Consider the following 21,008-nt stretch of genomic DNA (forward strand, 5'->3'; position numbering starts at 1 on the left):
GATTTCACCTTCCCGCGTATAAATTCCCTTGTCCTTTTATGAGCTTCTATTTCAATCCAACTTCTTCTTTTGTGTAATAACCAGAACCGATAATCTCTTCTTCCACATTGGCAGCATCAATGGATACCGGCTCTAAAAGATAGGCAGGTACGATGCCTTTTCCGTTATCATAACTCTCTGTATCGTTCACTTCTGCCTCTGTACCATTTAGGACGCTTTCAGCCATACCGACTGTCCGCTCTGCAAGTTTGCGTGTATCTTTAAAAATAGTCTGCGTTTGCTCCCCGTTAACGATCGATTTAATGGAGGATAGCTCGGCATCCTGGCCTGTAATAATCGGTAATGGTTTTGTTTTACTTCCGTACCCTACCCCTTTTAAGGAAGAGATAATGCCTAGGCTTATTCCGTCATACGGGGACAAGACAGCATCAATTTCTTCGCCAGAGTAATGGGCACTAATCAGGTTATCCATCCGCTTTTGAGCTTCGGCTCCATCCCATCTCAGCGTGGCGATCTGACTCATCGTTGTCTGCTTGCTCCGAACGACAAGTTTCCCGGAATCGATATATGGCTGCAGAACCGACATAGCCCCATCAAAGAAGAAATATGCATTGTTATCATCAGGAGATCCGCCAAACAGCTCAATGTTAAACGGCCCTTTCCCTTCTTTCAGTCCCAGTTTCTGCTCGATATAGGACGCCTGAAGGACACCAACCTGAAAATTGTCAAATGTCGCGTAGTAAGACAAATACTCCGTATTTCGAATCAAACGGTCATAAGCAATGACTTGTATACCTTCGTCATGTGCCTTCTTGATCACATCTGTCAAGGTATTACCGTCAACCGAAGCGATAACAATGACGTCCACACCTTTGGTAATCATATTTTCAATCTGTGCGATCTGATTTTCAACAACGTCTTCGGCATACTGCATATCTGTCTTGAAGCCTTTCTCCTCAAACAATTTCACCATATTCTGTCCGTCTGCTACCCATCTCGCTGAAGACTTGGTAGGCATTGATATGCCAACATAGCCTTTACTGTCGCTTCCTTCCGTTTCCGCAAGGTTGCACCCGCTTAAAGAGATGACGAGCACGAAGAGAAGCAGAATTGATAATCCTTTCTTCATCGGTCCCACCCTTTCGCTTGTACGATTCATATAGAAGATATATGGATACGAGGCTTAAGTTAGCGCTTACATATCCAGTTATTCTTTGTTCGTCTATTATCATAGCACTACAGTAAAAAGACCGTCTTTGCACATTTACAACCTTTTTTATAAAAATCAAACCTTTCACTACATAAAAAAAGAACACCTCACGGCGTCCTTTTGAGTAGATTACATGTCGATGAATACACAGCGGAGGCTCGTTCATTCATTTTGAAAAGCCTCCCCTTTCCGGTATTTATTCGGTGATATCCCAATTACTTTTTTAAAAGCGGTACTAAAGTAATGCTGACTCTCATAACCGGTCTGTTCAGCAATCTCATGAATGCTAAGCTCGGTACCGTTGAGAAGCTGAATGGCTTTGCGGATGCGAATCCCTGTCAGTAAAGAAATAAAAGAGTCTCCCAATTCTTTTTTTAGCATTCGGCTCAAATATACGGGCGAAACGGACAGTTCGCTTGCAGTCAGCTCCAGGGTTAGTGCTTGGTCGTGGAAATGTTCATGCAGATAATGTCTAGCTCTGCGAACCAGCGGGGAGACGGATGCTTCCTGATAGATGTTATCCCTGATCCGCTGGTAAGCTTGTGAAATGTCGAGTAATGTACCCCCTGCTTCTTCATAAGCAGTATGAACGGTAATTCCTAGGCTTCCTTTTGCCGCATCTTCTATCTTCATCAGAAGCTCAGGAGTAATCTGAATCCAGGTAATGCCCACAATCAGGTCATCTGTGTATTTAAAGATCAGTGCACTGTCACTTCCAAGCAGTTCTTCGGTTATATTTTTCACCGCATACATATAAAGTTTTCGATCTCTTTCTGTTAACAAAACCTTCGTTGTGGGCATCTCCGGCCAGCGAATAACGAGAAGGTTGACAGGCTGTGCAGAAGGAAGGGCCAGCAGATGTAACTGACTGATAATTTCTCCTTCGCTGAATCTTCCTTGTATCCATTCCTGACCTAATTGTTCACGCAGGATATCTCTTTTCTTCTTCAAATGTTCACTCGCTGCTTCCTGTTCTTCACGTTGCCTCTGCTTCTCATCAAGTGATAATTTGATGCGGCGAAGCACTTTCTCCAGTTTAGCCGGATCTACCGGTTTCAAAATATACTCATCTACGCCAAGCCCTATCGCTTTCTGGGCATAACCAAATTCATCGTATCCCGTAATGATTACACATCTTGAATCCAAATTGTTCTCACGGAGCGACTCGATAAATGTAATGCCGTCCATAATCGGCATATTCATGTCAACGAGTATGATATCGGGTACCTGCCGTTCCGTCATTTCAAGTGCTTCTGCACCGTCTTCGGCAAGCCCCATCACTTCCATCCCAAGTAGACGCCAGTCTATGGACTCGAAGATACCTTCACGAATGATGGGCTCGTCATCTGCAATCAGAACCTGATAAGGGTGCTTCATCTCTCTTCTTCCTCCATCGCATGATCTAATATAACTTGCGGTTTCGTTAATATGGGATGTAATATCGTTATTATCGTCCCTTCTCCTTGCGTGCTGTCTAATGTAATACCATAGGTTGGTCCGAATGTGAGCTGGATTCTAGCTTGTATATTGAGTAAACCATAGCTCCGGCCTGGCAGCTGCTGCTCATTATGTGTCTCTATTGTGGCCAAAGGATCATCCAGTTGCTCTCGTAACTGACGAAGCCGATCTGCATCCATTCCTGCTCCGTTATCCGATACCGTTATAATCAATACTTCATCTTGCTTCCTGACTTTAATTAAAATCGTACCTGCACCGCGTCTAGCCTTAATTCCGTGGTATATCGCATTTTCTACCAATGGCTGCAGCATCAGCTTAACAACATAACAATCAAGCAGATCGTCCTTGATATCTATATGACACTCAACCCGGTCCCTGTAGCGTGTTTTTTGAATTTGCAGATAGCTGGAGATGTGTTCTATCTCTTGGGATAAGGGAATCATACTGCTTCCTTTACTGAGCCCAATTCGGAACAATTTTGATAAAGACTGGATCATGACCGACACATCATCTGCTCCCTGCTTATGCGCCATCCAGTGAATCGTATCCAGCGTGTTATATAAAAAATGCGGGTTAATATGCGCCGTCAGACTCCGCAGCTCTGCCTCCTGCTTTTGTTTCTCCTTCTGCCGATTGATTATCATCAGCTTTTTAATCTCTTGGAGCATACGGTTAAAGCTGGTACCCAGTTGTCCAACCTCATCTCCCCTATTGCCTAAATAGCGCAAGGTCATGTCTCCCTTTTCCGCTTTTCGCATCAAAGACATCAGATGATGGATAGGCCTTGAGATCGATTGAGACAGCACATAAGCTGCTATTAAGCCAAACATGCAGACTATAAATAAATAGCAGACAACATAAAAATGAATTTCTCGGACGGCAAGTGCCGCATCTCCCGTATCAAACACCCCGATTGTTTGCCATCCTGTATAGGATGAGGTCTGATATTGAAATTGAAAGTTTTCATTACCAATTTGCTTGTTCAACGTTCCAGATGAATTGTCGTCAAACCAGGAAGCATCGAAATGCCTAAGAACGGAATTCTCAGGCGCATAGATCTTTTCCCCTTCCTTATCCAGAATCATCAGATATCCATTTTTGCCTAATGTAATATCTCGAACAATCCCCGATAGGGAACGCAGCTTCAGATCAATTAATATGACTCCCTTGATGTCCTGTGTCTCCGAATCAACAAAAGCTCTGGCCACAGAAACAACTTCCTCTGGCGTATAATTGACATGGGTCGTTACACTTCGATTACCAGGATGTCCGATAACCGTAAATATCCCCTTCTGCTCCGCTGCTTGTTTGAACCACTCTTCTTTTGTCAAATCTGCATCACTATATGCATACATCTCATTGCTCAGATAAGCTCCCTGCGAACTTACAACCATGATTCCTGCTATTTCTGGATACAATGTTGTAAAACCCTGAAAGAAGGCACTCATATCTTCGGTTAACTGACGTGAATCTTTCACATTACCGGTTTCTTTGATAAACGCTTGGACATCCTCATCGAATTCAGCGAGATAGGTAATGGTTTGCAGATTATCAATCGACTTATCAAGGGATTGATTCACTTTTCCAATCAATTGGAGCGTATTATCTTCTACCTGTCTTTCTACAATTCGATCAACCGTAAAGTTTACGAGCACGCCAAGCCCGAGAGCAGGGACAATACCAATCAATAAAAATAGAATCGAAAGCTGATATCTTAGAGGCATTTGACTAAAGCGCAGCTGCTTCCATGAAGGTATAACCCTCTTCTTACTTCGCATAATACTGCTCCACATTCTGCTGGTTCACGACATTAATCCCCGTATCTACCAGTACCGGAAGCGGAGATACTACGTCGGTAGCGGAAGGTGCCGGCGTAGTCAGCTCGTGGTGCAGATGGAACAAGTATTGTAAAGACCAATACCCCATATTCCAGGTTCCTTGCGCAATGCTTGCAGATATGGTCCCGTCCTGAATCATATCCAGCGTTCCTTTATTCGTGTCGAAACTTATAATATGAACCCTGCTCTTCCCTGCTTCCATCCGCGCTTTAACCACTTCTCCAACGCCGACGCCCCCAGTTGCTTCCGTAATGAAAATCCCCGCAAGATTAGGATGCTTCCTCAGCAGTTCTTCCGTCTGTTTTCTTGAAACTTCTATACGTCCTTTGCCATCCACTGTATCCACAACCTCGATATCCGGATAGGACTCTTTCATTGTCTCCGTAAATCCTTGGGTCCGTTCGATATGATTCTGTTGCCCAGGCAAGGTAATAACCGCAACTTTTCCTTGTCCGCCAATGAACTCAGACATTTGTTTGGCAGCGGTCGCTCCCGCATTGTAATTGTTCGTGGCCAGCAGGGAGTATGCTTTGCTATTTGGGGCTCCTGCATCGAATAACACGACTGGAATTCCTTCATCCACCGCACGATTAATGACGGCTGTAAGGGCATGGGAATTCATAGCGGAAAGCGCAATACCTGCCGGTTTTTTGGCAATGACCTGCTCCAGTACGGTAATCTGTTCGTGGATATCGTAATTGGTTGCTCCCCGGTATTCGATGGATACATTTAAGGCATCCGCAGCTTCTTCAAAACCTTTAAGTACGCTTTTCCAATACTCAAGCCCTGATTGAAAGGTAATCATGACATACCTCTCCGAGATCTCTCCTCTTAATCCAATACCTGCTGCATCTCCCTGTTTGTTATCTTCTGATATATATTGAAAGACATAAATTAGAAAGGCAAATATTAAAAGCCCATATACAAACAGCATCTTTTTCATTGTGATTAATGCCACCTCCTCATTCCCAACCTCATTTTACCACCACCTGTGATTAAACGCTTTCATAAAATTATAAAAAAAGAACGTGCTTACCACCTAAAAGACTCAGCATATACCTATGTACCGGTGAAACACACATAAGAGGATGAACTCCAACGATTATCCGGAGTCATCCTCTTACTAGTTAAGCAATATTATTATCTTTCACAAGTAATCTATTTCATTAACTTCAATAGAACAAGTTTTTGGAAATTCATTATTATGAGCGAGAACTTGCTTGTCCACCCTTACGGCCTGCTTCTTCCCGGCTCATTTTACCATCATTATTAGAGTTGTTACGAGCTTCTCCGCCCTTTTCACCAATCTCTTGGTAGAACTCTTTATCATGATTTTTAGATGTAGCTTCTCCACCCATACGTCCTGCTTCCTCGCGGCTCATCTTATCATTTCGATTATTATTAGCCATTTGAAATCACTCCTTATGTTGGATTTGATTACAGAAAGTAATCTTACCTCCTGCATGTCTATTAATTAACCGTCTTATAAATTATTAAACTCTTTCACTGAATATTTCATAGACTCGTACCATTCAGCTTACTTTTGGTTTAATGATCTCGTAATGTCTCTTTAAAAACCCGACTTAAGATATTAAAATCTTGAAGACCGGGTTTTTCATTCATTACAGATGAAAAGCGTTACATACAGGATATGAGAACAAGGTTGAAAATAAGAACAAAACCGTTATCACTGTTCATTTTATACGATTAAAATACTCACACGCCTGCTTCCCGCATACGTTCCAGAATACCCACAATTCGCAGCCCCGAAATATCCTCCACCCGAATCCCATACTTCTCCTGAATTTTGGCGATTTTCCGCTGGGCTTTTTCTTTTGTATCGCAGAAATCATACAGCGTCGTATCATCTGATATAAACATGCCGTAATAATCCAATCCAAATATCTCTTTGAATAAAATAATGCCTTCTGGCTCTAAATAGTTAATCTGATCCACTGAAGTAAACACCATTCCTGATTTACTTCCTGGTCTAGGCAGATCATTTCCTTTTGCCTGATAATCTATAAAATTCTCTTGCAGTGCCTTAAATGCTTCTTGCTTCGTATGTCCTTTTCCGCTCATCCAGTACCAGTTAATAATCCGTGCTTCCCAAGGAAACTGCTCTTCTCCCGTATCTTGGCCAGATATCTGTCTATATTCGGTAGGATAGTCTTGTATGGACCAACTTTTCTTAAAATAGGACGATACTAACTTGGACGCCGTCTTCCACGAACTCATCAGAAATTGTTGTCTCATTGCACAAGCACTCCCTATCTATAAATATAAACGCAGCTATCACACACGGTTTATCGTGTCCCGGTCATTACTCGCTATTATGCTCCGTTACCCCTATTATAACAAGACAAACCACGTTTACGAATATTAACCCATCAAAAGATATCTCGTTTTTGTTACAATACGTGAAGGCACCACTTTTCTATATCTAAAAACACCGATATATTTACATAAAACAATCAAAATCGCAGGAGGAATACCATACCATGCCGAATACAGAGAAATCCCCACTTAAAATCATTCGCCCCAAACTGCCTCATCAGCTGAATACACTTGATCTCTCCCGTGTGATGATAGACGACCGAACGGAATGGATCCAGTCGGTATGCGAAGAACAAGAATTATCCGATGTTACAGCTGAAAAAGTTCTTTTTGATCAGATGCAGTTTAGCCATGTTACATTTAGCCAAATATCCTTTCCGAGTGCCGAACTAACGGATGTTGTATTTACTCACTGCGACTTATCTAATGTGGATTTTAATGAGGCTGTTCTTCACCGAGTACGATTTGAACATTGCAAAATTATCGGGATGGACCTCACAGCTGCCACTCTTCGAAACACCCTATTTCAAGATTGCGCAGGTGATTATGCTGCGTTTCGATTCAGTAACATGAAACAGGTATCTTTTGAAAACTGTTCTTTGCTGAAGTCAGACTTCTATCATTCGGAATTCACAAAGGTAGAATTTGATCGTTGTATGTTAAACGAGTCACAGTTCTCTGGAGCAAGCCTTAAGGGAATTGATCTCAGTAACAATGAATTTTTCAACCTGGGTGTTACGCTTGAAGATCTTCAAGGTTGTATTATTTCTCCAGCACAGGCTATTCTATTCACTAAGATTTTTGGACTTGTTATTAAAGAATAAGCGGATTTATTCCCGGATAAAAGGAGAGTTGTGCAGTGGAAATTACTGACCACCTCGAATTAGCTGATTTACAGCGTGATGTACAGAAGGTGTTTGGTACTCAGTATGTAGTCGAAAGTGTGTCAAGAATGCACGGCGGCGCCCAAAAAGTAGTCTACAAGATCAATTGCAGTAATGGGTTCTCCTTCGTACTATATGTCTGGGATCTATCCATGAATTATTTTAAAGAAGATATAGTCAATAATGATATATACCAACAATCTTATGGAAGCAGTCTATTTGAACTAAACAATAATTATCTTATACAAAATGGAATTCAGACCCCTTCTCTTTATGAGCTAAATAAAGATAGAACACGTTATCCATTTGATTACGCGATGGTTGAATACATTCATGGCGAAAAGGCTGAAACTTATTTTCATCATTCCGATCCGAGGGTTCAAGATAGAGTGTTTCAGCGATTGGGAGATATGCTTACTGTCATGCATGGAAACAAAAGAGAGGTGTTTGGCAAAGCGAATCAAAATAATAACAATCCTGAACCATGTCATATGGAGCAATTCAATAACGCAAAAATCCAGCTATCCTATTGTGCTCAGTATATGGAGAATATCCGAGCACATCATGACAAAATAATCGATACTTTATATACACTTGAATCGAAGATCAAACCTAGAACGCAGTATGGGTTTATTCACGGAGAACTGGGTCCTGACCATGTACTAATCAATAAGAATCTAGAACCCTATTTGATCGATATTGAAGGAGCTGGATTCTTTGATATTGAGCATGAACATAGTTTTCTAGAATTCCGTTTTGGAGATTATTACCGATACTTGAAAAATGGTGCGCTAGACCCTGATCGAATGTTATTCTACAAGTTCCATCATCACATCTCGTTAACCTCGGGTGGTCTGAAGCTGCAGCATCGAGGCTTCTCTAATTCCCAATTTGCCATAGATTTAGCTAATTACCATGCAGACTGCCTAATGCAGTTTGTGGAAGGCTAGAAGAAGCCACCATTCAATGCTGCTGACAGTAAAAGAAAAAACTAAAATGATCTACTATACGAATCTTGTAAAGTCATTCGAGAAATACAGCGGCTGGCATATATAAATACACTAGTTATCAGCAGCACAATGCCTAATTTACTTTCACCCTTATTAGACTAGCTCAATTCGATCTCCGGCTGATCTTGGTGAAGAGATAACGAGAAACTCTGCATCTTCTCTTTAATCAATATGCTATTTCACCATGGGTACCTCCTTTTCATCAGTTTATCTAACAATTTATGGATTATCTATGTTTTTATTGTTCATTTATTAGAATACAAAAACACCCTTGCTCAAAGCAAGGGCTTAAGTATGTAGCTCAATTTATTATATATAATGTGATTATCCTAACCGCCAGTTACTGTTGTATAGTTACCAAAGTAGTTCATCAAGAATGCTGCTATGATAAGAACCACTGCGATTATACCGATGATCGACATATTTCTCTTGCGATTTGTCGGGCGCTCTCTATTGTCTGCCATGTCTGTTCTCTCCCTTTACATTTCGTTGTTGTTACTTAATTAAACGTATCGAAGATTTTATAAACGATAGATTATAATGTCCCAAAATCCGTTTGATTCAGATATAATGGAAAATATTGAAATCTGGCTTTGTTTTCATCTATCTTTTGAAAGGAGTGCTCAGTATCAGAACCATTGTTATCAGTGATTTACATGGGTGTTATAACGAATTTAACGCCTTACTCCACAAAGTAAAATATCAACCCGAGCAAGATCAGCTTATACTATTAGGAGATTACGTCGATCGCGGCCCGCGCAGCAAAGAGGTCGTTGACCAAATTATGACACTTCACCGTGATCACGGGGTCATCGTTCTCAAAGGCAATCATGATCAACTGTTTCTCGATGCGATACTAAAGGATGAAGATGCTCGGTGGATTAGAAATGGTGCTCGTCAAACGTTAGCCAGTTACTGTGATTTATCCTATGCTAATGAAGAGCTGAATCAGGAAACTTATGAACAAGCAAAAACTTATATTAAAACTCATTTCTCCCACCATTTAGAATTTCTTTCTTCCTTGCCTTTATATTATGAAAACGCTACCCATATCTTTGTACATGCAGGCATCAATCCTTTTTATGCTAATTTTAAGGAGCAACCCGAAGATGATTTTATATGGATTAGAGAGATGTTTCATGATCAGGCCACGAATCTCGACAAAATCGTTGTCTTTGGTCATACGCCTACCGTCCATTTACACGAGCGGGCTGATATTTGGTTTCAGGACGATAAAATTGGAATTGATGGCGCCTGTGCTTATGGAAAACAATTAAATGCATTAGAAATTAGAGAAGATGGCAGCTGCCATGTTTATTCAATCCCTGCAGGGACCGTAGCGGTCAGCAGTGAAACGACTACATAAATTAAGGAAATGAAATTTATATATAACTCTTAGTAATGAGTAACATGCGAAAATAGACTTTTCCTTCTCACCTTCTGTTATAAAGAATTCATATTCGGGTATTAATCTAATAATACAAGGTACATAGAATTCAAATTCAGGAGGTGTCATATCTAATGGAAGAAACAAGATCATTTCCTAAAGAAGAAGGATTAGATAATACGCTAAACGTTCTCAAAGAAGGTTATTTATATATCACAAACCGTTCGATTGGATTTCAATCTAATCTGTTTGAGACACGGCTGCTTGGGGAAAAAGCAATCTGCATGCGCGGAGAAGAAGCAGCTCAGCTTTTTTATGACAACGAGAAATTTATTAGGGAGGGTGCAGCTCCCAAGCGAGTATTAAAAACACTTTTTGGTGAGAACGGTGTGCAAACCTTAGATGGAGAAGAACACCATCACCGGAAAGCAATGTTCATGTCTCTTATGTCTCGGGAAGGTCTGCAGAAAATAAGAGAGATTGCGAGCAAACATTGGGGCCTTGCCGTGGGCCGCTGGGAAACTAAAAAAGAAATCGAAATCTATGAGGAATCACAGCAACTTTTGTGCCGTATTGCCTGTGAATGGGCAGGTGTCCCTCTATCAATGGATGAAGTGAAAGAAAAAAGTGAATGGCTCGGTGCCATGATCGAAGCAACTGCCGCGATAGGCGTAGCGCATATGAAGGGTAAACGAGCACGTTCCAAAGCAGAGAAATGGATAACCGGTCTTGTGGAAGAGGTACGAGAAGGCAAGATTCATCCAGCAGAAGATTCCGCGCTCTACGCCTTCTCATGGCATCGTGACTTAAAGGGAGAGCTGCTCGATCCGGAGACGGCATCGGTTGAAGTTCTTAATATCATTCGGCCCATTGTAGCAGTCTCCATCTATATTACTTTTACAGCTTTAGCTGTGATTCAGCAACCGGAAGAACGTGAAAAACTAGCCTCCGGTGATGAAACTTACTCACAAAACTTTGTGCAGGAAGTCCGCCGTTTTTATCCATTCTTCCCTTTTAGCGGAGCAAGAGTGAAGGAAGATTTCACATGGCAAGGCTATGAATTTAAGGAGGGTGAACTTACACTACTCGACCTGTATGGTACCAATCACCATCCTGATTTGTGGGATCAGCCGGAACAGTTTAGACCGGATCGTTTTAAAGACTGGAGAGGAACCCCGTTTAATTTCATCCCGCAAGGCGGCGGTGATTACGATACAGGACATCGCTGTGCTGGGGAGTTTATTACGATTGAGATTATGAAGGAAAGCCTTGATTATCTTGCGAACAAAATGAGTTATGTGATCCCAGAACAAGACTTCAGTTATAGCTTTAACGACATTCCATCACTACCACACAGCAACATTGTGCTTCAAAATGTAAGATCGAAATAAAATTTGTTTAATCTAGCTGAAAGAATAATGTCATTACAAAGAGGAATCAGAATTCATTCTGATTCCTCTTTTTTTGACTTTCTACTGAGGTTACTTACTAATTTGAATTCGTGTCGTTTGGTAACAATTCTTCCGTTAAAAATTCCTTTACTCTGCTTAGATAGGGAGTTTCTAATACAATTCCTTCAGCATCCATGACCAAATACACGGGAAAATCCTTAATACCAAGTACCTTGGCCCATTTCTTATAAGGTTCTATGTCTTGATTCCAAAATTGAATTTTATTAATGGTATCTAGAAAAATAGGATGAGAGTTATGAAAGATATTTAATTCATTTGTTTCCGTCATGGGCAAGCTATCCTCGTAAAACAAATGCACAGCATACTTTTCTTGCCCGGAAGGTTCTAAATGATTCATAACATCTTGTCTACTTGGACCGCCACAACCTGATATTAAGAATAGGCAGGTAATCACGGTCAGAATAAAAAAACTACGCTTTGAAAAAAAGTTCATACATATCCTCATTTCTGATACTCTCTAGTTATATGTAAAGCTTTAATTAGCATCTCACGAAAAATGAACTTCTACTTATTTTCCGAAGATGTCTCTTTTTCTGAATATGGATCTACCTTTACTTGTCTACGTATGCTCAGATCCACCACTTCTTTATGGATCTTTCCACTTTCGTCATCCCATATAATTTCAGCAAAAGTAGACTCATAGGCGGTCTCATCCTTTTTTAACTCGTCATAAGAATACTCATGAATGTTAGTGCCGAGGTTTTTTGCATTTTCTAAAATATTTAGAGGGTTGTCTACCGTTCTGCTGTTGCTGACTAGATGATACTCCCGCGAAAAAACTCCCTCTTTCTCTTGTCCCTCATTTATTTCGTAGAAACTAATTTCAAAATTCCGTGTTTGAGCCAGATCGCTTGGATCTCCTGTGTACGTAAGCTCTGCATTACCTCTTAGGATTTGTCCATTGCTGATTAAGATCATATAGTCCTGGACCTCCCACCGTTCTCCAACGCCATTCATTAAATACAGTTCTGTCTTTTCTATGGGGATCATCTGGGCTGTGGTATGAATCTCCGTCTCCTTCTCGTTTTTTGAGTTACTAGAAGATAGAACAAGGAAGACACCGATCACAACAAGTAACACACCCACGCCTATTTTTAGTTTGCGAGCCGCTTGTATCCTCATCTCTCTACTTCCTTTCCGGGCCTCCATACTGCACCGCCGCAAGGTGTAAACCCACATTCTTTATAAAAGGACTCATGTTGCTCGCTGTAATTTGACAGTCACAATAGAAATTCCTTAATAAATTAGTTATAGACTCTCTTTTAATATTTGTTATATAATTCCAATAATAATATTAGCTTGGTTATATTCATGAATAGTAAAGGAGTTTTCCCCATGATCATGATCGTCTTGCTTTGTATTGCCCTGTTATTCTGTGTCTTGCTCATTTTCCGAATGGGAAGCCAGCATTATTTGAAGTATTTTTCTTTACTCGTGTTGTTCACTTCTACAATCCTTTCTTTACAAGCCGGTCATTGGAGAGATCCACTTACTATCGTTCAAATCATCTCGATGCTTAGTTATTTCTACGCTGTGGCTGTCCAGAAGGAAAGTGAAAATTAAGAATAGGGTTTACGGTGTACTGAATTCACGCTCGAATAGTAACCGAATTTGACCTGTAAAAAGCTCGTTTGTTTCATAATAAACATCTTCTATGGATTGCGGACTAAACCAAAGTTTTCTATCTTCACCTTCGTAGAATCCGATCACATACATCCCGCCGACACTTCCCTCCTGATTCTCTTCTGGAATGAGTACCACATCGTTTAAACCTCCAATCCATAGACGGATCTCAACCGGATCATCCAGCCATTTCGTTCTACCCGTTGCTCTATCAAGCAGTTCTACTCTGTCCACCTTTGTTATATCACCTGGGTAAATCTCGGATAATGTTGTCCTCTGAAGATCAGGACGAGAAGAAGTACAGCCTTGTATAAACACAGCACATAGGAAACATACGAATAAAAGTAGAAAACCACCTGATCTCCGCATTCTGTCCTTCCTTCTCACGCTCAACCTCCTACCTATTAGTCCTTATAGCTGGAGCATTGCATTCAGCCCTTCAAGGTGATCCTAAGCTTGCCCCTGCTGTTCATTCACCTCATTCTCCGATTTCAAAAATGGCTGATACATCATCAGCGCATGATTCTCTGTAATATACTGATCATCAATCAGTTCCTCCTGCTGATTCCATACACGCCGGTATAGCAGGTTATGTCTCATATGTCCTCCCCAGTGTTCCTGGGTAATCCGATGCTCCTTCTCATACACTTCATAGGTCAGCTCCTGTGGAACTACACTATTCCATGAACCGATTAGAAATTCATCTGTGATTTGTAGAGTAAGCTGGTACGGCCGGTCAGTGGGATTGGTAATTCTCAAATCGAGATAGTTATAGGCGCAGGTTGCTCCACTTCCAAATGGCTGACTGCGACCTGAATCGGGAAATACGTCATAGCTATGTCGATGCCTCTCCGTTATCTGCAGAGGGGTATGTAAAGTAATCCAGTAGAGGAGATTAGACAACTGACACAGCCCGCCCCCAATTCCGGGTTTAAAGCCACCATAGAACAAAACCATTCCTTCCACATATCCCTTTCTGCGGTTAGGATTTCCGATTAGCTTCCAATAAGAAAATGTTTCCCCAGGCTGAATGATAATTCCATTCAAACGTTTCATCGCAATCTTCAAATTGATGATCTTGTTATGCTGCAGCCACATATCTACATCCTTTAACTTTCGTAAGAGCGGAGTCTTATGGGATGCAACTTTATATGGCAATACGGTACTGCTTTGTTTTTGAGCGAAACGAGTTCCTCCAAAATACCACTCTACATATCGTCTACTGCGATAATAGGCCGTTCCGAGCTTAATACGGAGTTTAGACCTTTTGATCGGCTTCATGATATCTTCCCCCTTTCATTAATTTCTTTCAAAAAAAGTTCCGAGTATCCCTACCGTGCTAATCTCATATACTAATTCGTTATAATCCATATCGTAATATTCCATATCTTTTATTGTGAAAAACAAAGCATTTCGAATATGTCCTGTTTCATACATTTGTTTCCCATCTTTAACAAAAGTTCTTCCATCCATATAATCGTACTCTTCGAGTGTAATTCCATATTCTCGCTCCAGCCAACCATAGTACCTGCCTTCAGCCGGATTGAGCAACACAAAGACTAACATGATCATACTGAGCGTCAGGAGCCACCTTTTAAGAGTACTATGCTTGCGATTAGAACCATTTACCACGATGAAAATCCTCTCTTTTGATGATTATCTTCGTACAACCTCTGTACCGGCAATGAGATCATGAATGGAACGTTTATCTTTACGAAAAATGACAAAACATCCACTGACCATCTGAAGTATTCCTAATGTAACAGCGTATACTAGCGTACCTACAAAGATTCGCAGAAACATGTTCCATAAGGTTGGAGGCAATTCATCCTTTACTCTTCGAATCTTAATGCCACATATATACTTGCCTGCCGTAAAACCATTCCAAAATACGGGTAGTAACAAGAAATATAGAATGATTACCACTTCTGTAGCTACATTTTCTACCGATCCAGTAATCAAACTCATTGGAATGGTAAGAAGTAGTGAATCTATGAAGAACGCTCCCAAGCGTCTCCAAAATCCCCCAGGTTTACCTGTTGCCACACTCATGTCACTCACTCTCCGCTCTATTTTGTTTTCTCTTTTATGATTAGCTCATATGTAATAACAACAATAGAGCGGGCGTAGTTACTTCTTCAATGATAAAAAACGTGATTATCTTACAGACTGCTCTACTCGCTGCACTTTCCTGCTTTATACGTACGAAGGACCTTGAACCGCTCCCCATCCCAGGAAGCCAGGAGTACATCCGCTGGGGCACCTACCTCCATTCCACGTGCTGAAGACAAGCCCATCTTGGAAGACGGAATTACCGAAGCCATATCCCAGGCACGTTCTAAACTGCAGATCCCGCTTCTTGCAAGTTGTTCGATCCCTCTAGTCAGCAGCTGTGCAGAGCCAGCAAGCAGTTCAGGGGACTCGGCTAGATGTAGTCTGCCTTCGGGAGTAAGGACCACTTTGCCCCCAACAGGTGTATCGTAGTACCCTGGCGGCATTCCGCAGAGGGCAACGGCATCACTTACGAGCAGCGCCTGATCTCCTTTTACCTTCAGGGCTACTTTAAGCACTTCCTCTGGAAGATGAAATCCATCCGCAATGAGACAACATGATAATTCCTCTGCTGCGAGCTGAGCCCATAGGACATTCGGATGACGAGGAAGCTCTGCTTGTATACCATTACCAAAATGGGTTGACATCGATGCTCCAGCGGCAACCGCTGTCTTGATCTGTGAGGAGGTCACTGAGGTATGGCCAATGGAGACGGTAATTCCTGCAGCTACACAATGACGGATAAAAGCTTCTGCATTCTCCCATTCTGGTGAGAGTGTAATTAGCTTAATTCTTCCTTCTGCAGCTTGTTGCCAGCGTGTAAATTCGTCAAAATCCGGCTTTCTCACCCACTTCAAAGCATGTGCTCCCCTAGCACCATCCTTAGGCGAGATATAAGGGCCTTCTACATGAACTCCGGATATCATGCTTGCCACTTCCAGATCTTCCGCGCAGGCTGTAGCTATAGTGCGAAGGGCTCGCTCAATATGTTCGGAACTCTCTGTAATTATTGTCGGATAATAGGATGTAACGCCCTGCTGCCGCAGTAACCTTGTTACCGACTTAACCGTTTCCGAAGTTAGATGCCGATGATTGAAGTCGTAGCCTTTGAATCCATTAATCTGAAGATCAACGAGTCCCGGACCGATCAGAGGCAGGTCCTCCTTCTCCTCACCAAAAGGATGGCTCCTCTCCTTACATTTTTCCTGTGTTATTGGTAAGACTTTGATTTCACTGATCTTTCCATCTTCACAAAAGAGTCTGATTCTCTCCCCTGTCTTGTAGTGAATACCTTCCAAGACTGTACCGCTATACTTATTCATAACTGAAGAATCATTCCTTTCCAAGACCCAGCTCAGCATCATAGGATGCTTCATCTAGGAATAAAATCGCTCCTTGATGCGTTCGCAGTATAGAGGCGGGGCAACTTGGTTCTATCGGTCCCGTTAAGGTTGCTGTAACGGCTGTTCGTTTGAGCGGGCCTGGAACCATACAGTAGATATATTTTCCGGATAGTAGTGCTGGAATAGTAAGGGTTAACGCATGGGTTGGAACGTGCTCAAGACTCGTAAAACATCCATCATTCACCTGTTGTTCACGGCATGCCTCATCCAGCTCTACACGTTTCATCCAGACGGGATCAGAAAAATCTGCGACTGGCGGATCGTTAAAAGCGATGTGTCCGTTCTCCCCAATCCCCATACAGACAATATCGATCGGAGAAGCAGTCAGCAGTTGCGTATACCGAATGCACTCTTCCTCTGCATCCTTAGATGGATTAATATAATGAACATTCCCAAGAGGAACACGATCAAACAAACCACGCTTTAAAAATAGACCAAACCGCTGTGAAGCAGACTCCGGCAATCCTACATATTCATCCATATGAAAGGCATCAATCCGTTTCCAGTCGATTCCTTCCGCTTTTCCCAGCGCATCCAAAAACTCATTTTGAGACGGAGCTGCAGCAAAAATCATGCGGACTCGCTCCTGCCTTTGAAGCAGGGTTCTCATCTGATCTGCCACAAGGACAGCTGCAGCAAGTCCCATCTGTTTGCGGTCCGCATACACCTGTACTTTTAAACTGTCACGAAAAAAAGTCATGCTTGATGTGGTTTGTTCCATCATTCATTCCTCCTCTAAGAATCGTCCCTAACTCAAACTCTGTCCTTTATGATCTATTTACTTTATGACTTCATAATTACGTAAATGACGGGGTTCTTTGTTTTTCTTTCGTGACTGGGGTACGACTATCCTGTATAAAATCGTAAAAAAAAGACCAAAAGCTTTATATCGCTCTTGGCCTTATTTATTAAGATATTTTCTTATGCGTATATTGTTGGAGCTGATGTACAAATGCCTGTTCTTGTTTATCGTCCGCAAAAGCACGTTTAGGAATGTTGATCGCCTGAACACTATTGACGAAAATATAAATATATTCCTTATCAGATTTAATCGCTTCGATCTCTTTCCAGGAATACTCTAGATTATTATATTCAGTAGTTTCGTACACACCTTCTCCATTAAGTTCAATAGTATGTTTACCGACCGTTCCCGCGTTTGTTTTTACAACCCTCATGACCTTGCGTTTGATCGAAAAAATCATATAAAACGCAGATAATGCAGTCACCAGGATTCCGATAATGATAGAATATGTCCATGAATAGTCCAGCACGAAACGGAGCAGTGCAATAATAATGGTCGGCAGGCTGATGAATGTGAGCATCAGCAGGTTTCGGTATTTCGGAATATGAAACATGACATACTTGTTCATATTCCAGTAATCCTCTTTTGTTAAATCAATCGTAATTTTCATGAATACGGTGTATCCCTCTCTTTTCCTATATAGATATTCGTCGATCCTGTTCTTATCATACGGTACATCGCAGACCTAAACCACCGTTTTATTCTAATTCATTGCAAGAGCATATCTCACAAATAAAAAAAATTCTTGTTGTATGTATCATTCTTACAGTGTGTTGATCACGCTGTGACGTGTAATCTACTTCCCCTACTTTTCTCCTCTTTGCTCAAGTAATTCCTTGATATCCCTAAGCTCTTGCAGCATTTCTTCATTGTATTTACTCTGTTTTGAATTATCCATTCCGAACTTCACACATAACACACCTATTAAAAATGAAAACACCAACGTGATAACAAACAATAACTTTTCACTCCTTTTACTTATCATACGGAAGTTTACGTTGCTCATTTACCATAAAGCATCTTCGTTAACGAATCGTCTACATCCCTTTTGGAACTTGCCGGACCATAAACATACCCATCATCAAGTTGATAACGGCTATTAAGCTCACTTGAACTCAGCCATACCTGATCTAAGTTTTTAGAAATATGGATTACCCCAAGCGTACGCTGATTTCCACTCTCGTCATAATAAGGAACCATATACACGTACTGGTTTCCGTCCAAATCGGCAGTAAAGTGATATGATAACTCTTCGTCCACCCTAATCTCTCCTGAAATCCGGTGTTTCCCCGATAATCTCTTGTATTTTTCCCCATCAAGTATTACCGTTGTCTTTTTCTCAAATGTTGTATCTGGAGAATAGATTACTGCCTCTATATTGTGATGGAAGGGTAGATCCCGATGATAATAAAATGTAGCAACAATACAACTAATTACGACTGCACTGATCCATATATAAATCCTGTTCTTCTTATGACTTATCATTTTCTCTGCTTCATCTCCGGTTCCAGCTCAAATACTCGCTCTACATAAGCAAGCAAAAGCGCCTCATTGGAATGGCCATCTTCTGATAAAATCGTGTATAACCAAGAATATACAATCATAATCGCAGGTAACAGGCTTACGCTAAGGAGAAACATTTCAGAAATAAACGGAGGGCCCATGAATAAATATATACATAGAAAAAGAAACATCGTGTATATATAAGAAAAGGGATCTGTCCAACCTTTATATAGACGAAAACGAACATAGGTTTTTCCATCTTTTACAGAAATCCGGCCTACCGCCTTATTACGAATGATTCTTCTCCTTTTGTGTTCCCCATCGTTATACGCAATGCTAAAAATACCGAACTTCGTCCATCCACGAAAGAATTCGTTATAAAAATCAAAACGAATAAAATCCATATTTTCTTTTATAAAGGATAGGCATTCTTTTCGGGAGAGCTTTGTTGTATACCTTCTCTTCTTCATTAATGAATTTCTTCACCCCTTATAAATTTAAAAAAATGAACTACAAGCTTTATTTTCCAAATTATTATAGTTTTTATGATTCCACATCTATAATTAATATTCAACCTTTTTATATATTAACCAGTTATATACTGTAAAATAGAATCTTGTCTTGCTTAAGTTATGGGATATAAAAAAACTTTGTACACGACGATATATAAATAAGAGTTATTACTGAAGTCTAGTTGATGGAGCGATGGTAATGTACAACATGATCCTACAAATTATATGTTTATTTATCCCGTTTTTAATTTTATTCGCAATGGGAATTGAAGTTTATTTCAAAAATCCTCGAAGTACAATAAACCGCTTAAGCATGTTGCTATTGTTTTCGCTTAGTTTATTTTTTCTCGGAGAATTTTGGGCAACAACACTGCCGATTGAATATGGTTTATATGTAACGATGTATGTAAAGTACATCAGCGTTTTTATAACCATGACGCTCGGGCTTTATCTCTATAGCTTGGTTAGCAAAGTACGAATAAAGCCGATATTCCGGCATCTGCTTTGTTTAGTCCCGTCGATCGGTATCTTTCCCATCTTAATAAATGCCCCGGAAACTTCGGTTTCTAGTACACAAAGTATATTATGGCGTTCTGAACAATTGGACTTTTACCTGTTAGTAATGATTATGGTGATATCAGGTTATAATTTTTTGATGTTGTTTCTCTTTTCATGGATTGGCAATCGGCAGCGAAGATATAAGAAATGGTCGCAAAAAGAACACCTTCGTCAGCAAAGAATCAAACAAGGACTTGTCTTCAGTCTCATATGGGCTGTCATCTGGACTGGGATTTCCTTATTAAAAGATTCATTTGGCTCTGAGATTCTTTTTAGAATACTCCCTTACGAAATCATGCCTGCGTACTGTATACTCATTTGGGCTTATTTTATCCGTTCCGCCATGGTTCATTATGATTTTCTAGCTTCTCCTAATCGCAGGTTTGAAGTTCTATACTCTTTATCAAGACAAGGCATTGCACTTGTAAACGAATTTGGATTTGCCGTAGAAATGAATGACGCCTTTCGGATATCGCTTGGAATTCCGAATTCGATTTCAGAAGAAGGGGTTGATCTAATCGCCCTTATCCCTGAGGAAGATCAGCAAATGATGAAAGAATTATATAAAGATCGATTTGGCACGATGACACCTATTCATATCGAACAGAGGATCAATACATTTTTACATGAAACAAAGATCGTGGAGATCGACAGCGCCTATTTGGAAATCGATGATCAAATTTTCTGTTATCTAGTTACACGTGACATCACAGAAACAAAGGATGCGGAGGCAAAACTACAAAAACTGGCTTATGAGGATAATTTAACAGGACTCGGAAATCGGCTTCATTTCATGGAAAATTTAGAGCAGTCACTTCAAAACTCTAATTTAGAAGATCAGCAGACAGCTGTCATTATGATAGACCTTGATCAATTTAAATGGATAAATGATACGCTTGGTCACTCGGCTGGGGATTTTTTACTGCAGCATGTTGCACATCAGATTCGTGATAGTATGC

24 protein-coding genes are annotated in these 21,008 nt (G+C 40.8%); 6 read left to right on the plus strand and 18 right to left on the minus strand.

Annotation, left to right across the window (positions count from 1 at the left end):
* Positions 1-46 precede the first annotated feature (46 nt).
* From chvE to GQY27_RS03260, 6 genes are all read right to left on the minus strand, one after another.
* A complete protein-coding gene (gene chvE, locus GQY27_RS03235) occupies positions 47-1,129 on the minus strand; it encodes a multiple monosaccharide ABC transporter substrate-binding protein (RefSeq protein WP_160032109.1) in 1,083 nt (360 codons plus the stop codon).
* 243 nt (positions 1,130-1,372) lie between these two features.
* On the minus strand, positions 1,373-2,587 hold the full coding sequence (locus GQY27_RS03240) for a response regulator (protein WP_160032110.1): 1,215 nt from the start codon (positions 2,585-2,587) through the stop codon (positions 1,373-1,375).
* Positions 2,584-4,446 carry a cache domain-containing sensor histidine kinase gene (locus tag GQY27_RS03245; protein ID WP_160032111.1) on the minus strand — a complete coding sequence of 621 codons (1,863 nt, stop codon included), beginning with the start codon at positions 4,444-4,446 and terminating at the stop codon, positions 2,584-2,586. The genes GQY27_RS03240 and GQY27_RS03245 overlap by 4 nt, the downstream gene beginning before the upstream one ends.
* Positions 4,436-5,449: a substrate-binding domain-containing protein gene (locus tag GQY27_RS03250; protein WP_160032112.1), complete on the minus strand. Its 1,014-nt coding sequence runs from the start codon at positions 5,447-5,449 to the stop codon at positions 4,436-4,438. Before GQY27_RS03250 ends, GQY27_RS03245 begins: the two co-directional genes overlap by 11 nt.
* 259 nt (positions 5,450-5,708) lie before the next feature.
* Complete coding sequence (locus GQY27_RS03255) at positions 5,709-5,915, minus strand: KGG domain-containing protein (protein WP_160032113.1); 207 nt, start codon at positions 5,913-5,915, stop codon at positions 5,709-5,711.
* 307 nt (positions 5,916-6,222) lie between these two features.
* Positions 6,223-6,762 (minus strand): hypothetical protein, encoded by a 540-nt coding sequence (locus tag GQY27_RS03260; RefSeq protein WP_160032114.1) that lies wholly within the window; start codon positions 6,760-6,762, stop codon positions 6,223-6,225.
* Between the two features lie 245 nt (positions 6,763-7,007).
* Between GQY27_RS03260 and GQY27_RS03265 the strand changes: the two genes are divergently transcribed.
* Positions 7,008-7,667, plus strand: a complete 660-nt coding sequence (locus GQY27_RS03265) for a pentapeptide repeat-containing protein (protein ID WP_160032115.1) — start codon at positions 7,008-7,010, stop codon at positions 7,665-7,667.
* A gap of 128 nt (positions 7,668-7,795) precedes the next feature.
* Positions 7,796-8,677 carry a phosphotransferase gene (locus GQY27_RS03270; RefSeq protein ID WP_160032480.1) on the plus strand — a complete coding sequence of 294 codons (882 nt, stop codon included), beginning with the start codon at positions 7,796-7,798 and terminating at the stop codon, positions 8,675-8,677.
* Positions 8,678-9,066: 389 nt separating this feature from the next.
* Here the strand turns inward: GQY27_RS03270 and GQY27_RS21880 are convergent, their stop codons facing one another.
* Positions 9,067-9,201: a hypothetical protein gene (locus GQY27_RS21880; RefSeq protein WP_268893009.1), complete on the minus strand. Its 135-nt coding sequence runs from the start codon at positions 9,199-9,201 to the stop codon at positions 9,067-9,069.
* A 155-nt stretch (positions 9,202-9,356) separates the two neighbouring features.
* Between GQY27_RS21880 and GQY27_RS03275 the strand changes: the two genes are divergently transcribed.
* On the plus strand, positions 9,357-10,103 hold the full coding sequence (locus GQY27_RS03275) for a metallophosphoesterase family protein (protein WP_328802942.1): 747 nt from the start codon (positions 9,357-9,359) through the stop codon (positions 10,101-10,103).
* A gap of 155 nt (positions 10,104-10,258) precedes the next feature.
* Entirely contained in the window at positions 10,259-11,515 is a 1,257-nt protein-coding gene (cypC, locus tag GQY27_RS03280) for a CYP152 family fatty-acid peroxygenase CypC (RefSeq protein ID WP_160032116.1), read from the plus strand.
* Positions 11,516-11,612: 97 nt separating this feature from the next.
* Here the strand turns inward: cypC and GQY27_RS03285 are convergent, their stop codons facing one another.
* Positions 11,613-12,029: a hypothetical protein gene (locus tag GQY27_RS03285; RefSeq protein ID WP_160032117.1), complete on the minus strand. Its 417-nt coding sequence runs from the start codon at positions 12,027-12,029 to the stop codon at positions 11,613-11,615.
* A 71-nt stretch (positions 12,030-12,100) separates the two neighbouring features.
* Positions 12,101-12,718 (minus strand): hypothetical protein, encoded by a 618-nt coding sequence (locus GQY27_RS03290; RefSeq protein ID WP_160032118.1) that lies wholly within the window; start codon positions 12,716-12,718, stop codon positions 12,101-12,103.
* 213 nt (positions 12,719-12,931) lie between these two features.
* On the opposite strand from GQY27_RS03290, the gene GQY27_RS03295 reads away from it, so the two are divergent.
* Positions 12,932-13,159: a hypothetical protein gene (locus tag GQY27_RS03295; protein WP_160032119.1), complete on the plus strand. Its 228-nt coding sequence runs from the start codon at positions 12,932-12,934 to the stop codon at positions 13,157-13,159.
* 9 nt (positions 13,160-13,168) lie between these two features.
* Here the strand turns inward: GQY27_RS03295 and GQY27_RS03300 are convergent, their stop codons facing one another.
* The 9 genes from GQY27_RS03300 to GQY27_RS03340 form a co-directional block, all read right to left on the minus strand.
* Complete coding sequence (locus tag GQY27_RS03300) at positions 13,169-13,606, minus strand: hypothetical protein (RefSeq protein ID WP_160032120.1); 438 nt, start codon at positions 13,604-13,606, stop codon at positions 13,169-13,171.
* 63 nt (positions 13,607-13,669) lie between these two features.
* Complete coding sequence (locus GQY27_RS03305; RefSeq protein ID WP_160032121.1) at positions 13,670-14,500, minus strand: VanW family protein; 831 nt, start codon at positions 14,498-14,500, stop codon at positions 13,670-13,672.
* An 18-nt stretch (positions 14,501-14,518) separates the two neighbouring features.
* Positions 14,519-14,851, minus strand: coding sequence for a hypothetical protein (locus GQY27_RS03310; RefSeq protein ID WP_160032122.1), 333 nt, complete (start codon positions 14,849-14,851; stop codon positions 14,519-14,521).
* Between the two features lie 24 nt (positions 14,852-14,875).
* Positions 14,876-15,271, minus strand: a complete 396-nt coding sequence (locus GQY27_RS03315; RefSeq protein ID WP_160032123.1) for an RDD family protein — start codon at positions 15,269-15,271, stop codon at positions 14,876-14,878.
* A gap of 122 nt (positions 15,272-15,393) precedes the next feature.
* Positions 15,394-16,647, minus strand: coding sequence for an N-acetylglucosamine-6-phosphate deacetylase (locus GQY27_RS03320; protein WP_236570467.1), 1,254 nt, complete (start codon positions 16,645-16,647; stop codon positions 15,394-15,396).
* Positions 16,604-17,398, minus strand: coding sequence for a glucosamine-6-phosphate deaminase (locus GQY27_RS03325; RefSeq protein ID WP_160032125.1), 795 nt, complete (start codon positions 17,396-17,398; stop codon positions 16,604-16,606). The genes GQY27_RS03320 and GQY27_RS03325 overlap by 44 nt, the downstream gene beginning before the upstream one ends.
* A 184-nt stretch (positions 17,399-17,582) precedes the next feature.
* The gene (locus tag GQY27_RS03330; protein WP_160032126.1) at positions 17,583-18,086 is read right to left on the minus strand and encodes a YcxB family protein; all 504 of its coding nucleotides are present in this window, start codon (positions 18,084-18,086) and stop codon (positions 17,583-17,585) included.
* Positions 18,087-18,478: 392 nt separating this feature from the next.
* A complete protein-coding gene (locus GQY27_RS03335) occupies positions 18,479-18,961 on the minus strand; it encodes a hypothetical protein (protein WP_160032127.1) in 483 nt (160 codons plus the stop codon).
* On the minus strand, positions 18,958-19,449 hold the full coding sequence (locus GQY27_RS03340; RefSeq protein ID WP_160032128.1) for a hypothetical protein: 492 nt from the start codon (positions 19,447-19,449) through the stop codon (positions 18,958-18,960). The genes GQY27_RS03335 and GQY27_RS03340 overlap by 4 nt, the downstream gene beginning before the upstream one ends.
* A 241-nt stretch (positions 19,450-19,690) precedes the next feature.
* Here GQY27_RS03340 and GQY27_RS21435 point away from each other — a divergent pair.
* Positions 19,691-21,008 (plus strand): diguanylate cyclase (locus GQY27_RS21435; RefSeq protein WP_201450668.1); only part of this gene is annotated, 1,318 nt, incomplete at its 3' end.

Source organism: Paenibacillus sp. An7 (genome assembly GCF_009870785.1).
GTDB lineage: Bacteria > Bacillota > Bacilli > Paenibacillales > Paenibacillaceae > Paenibacillus.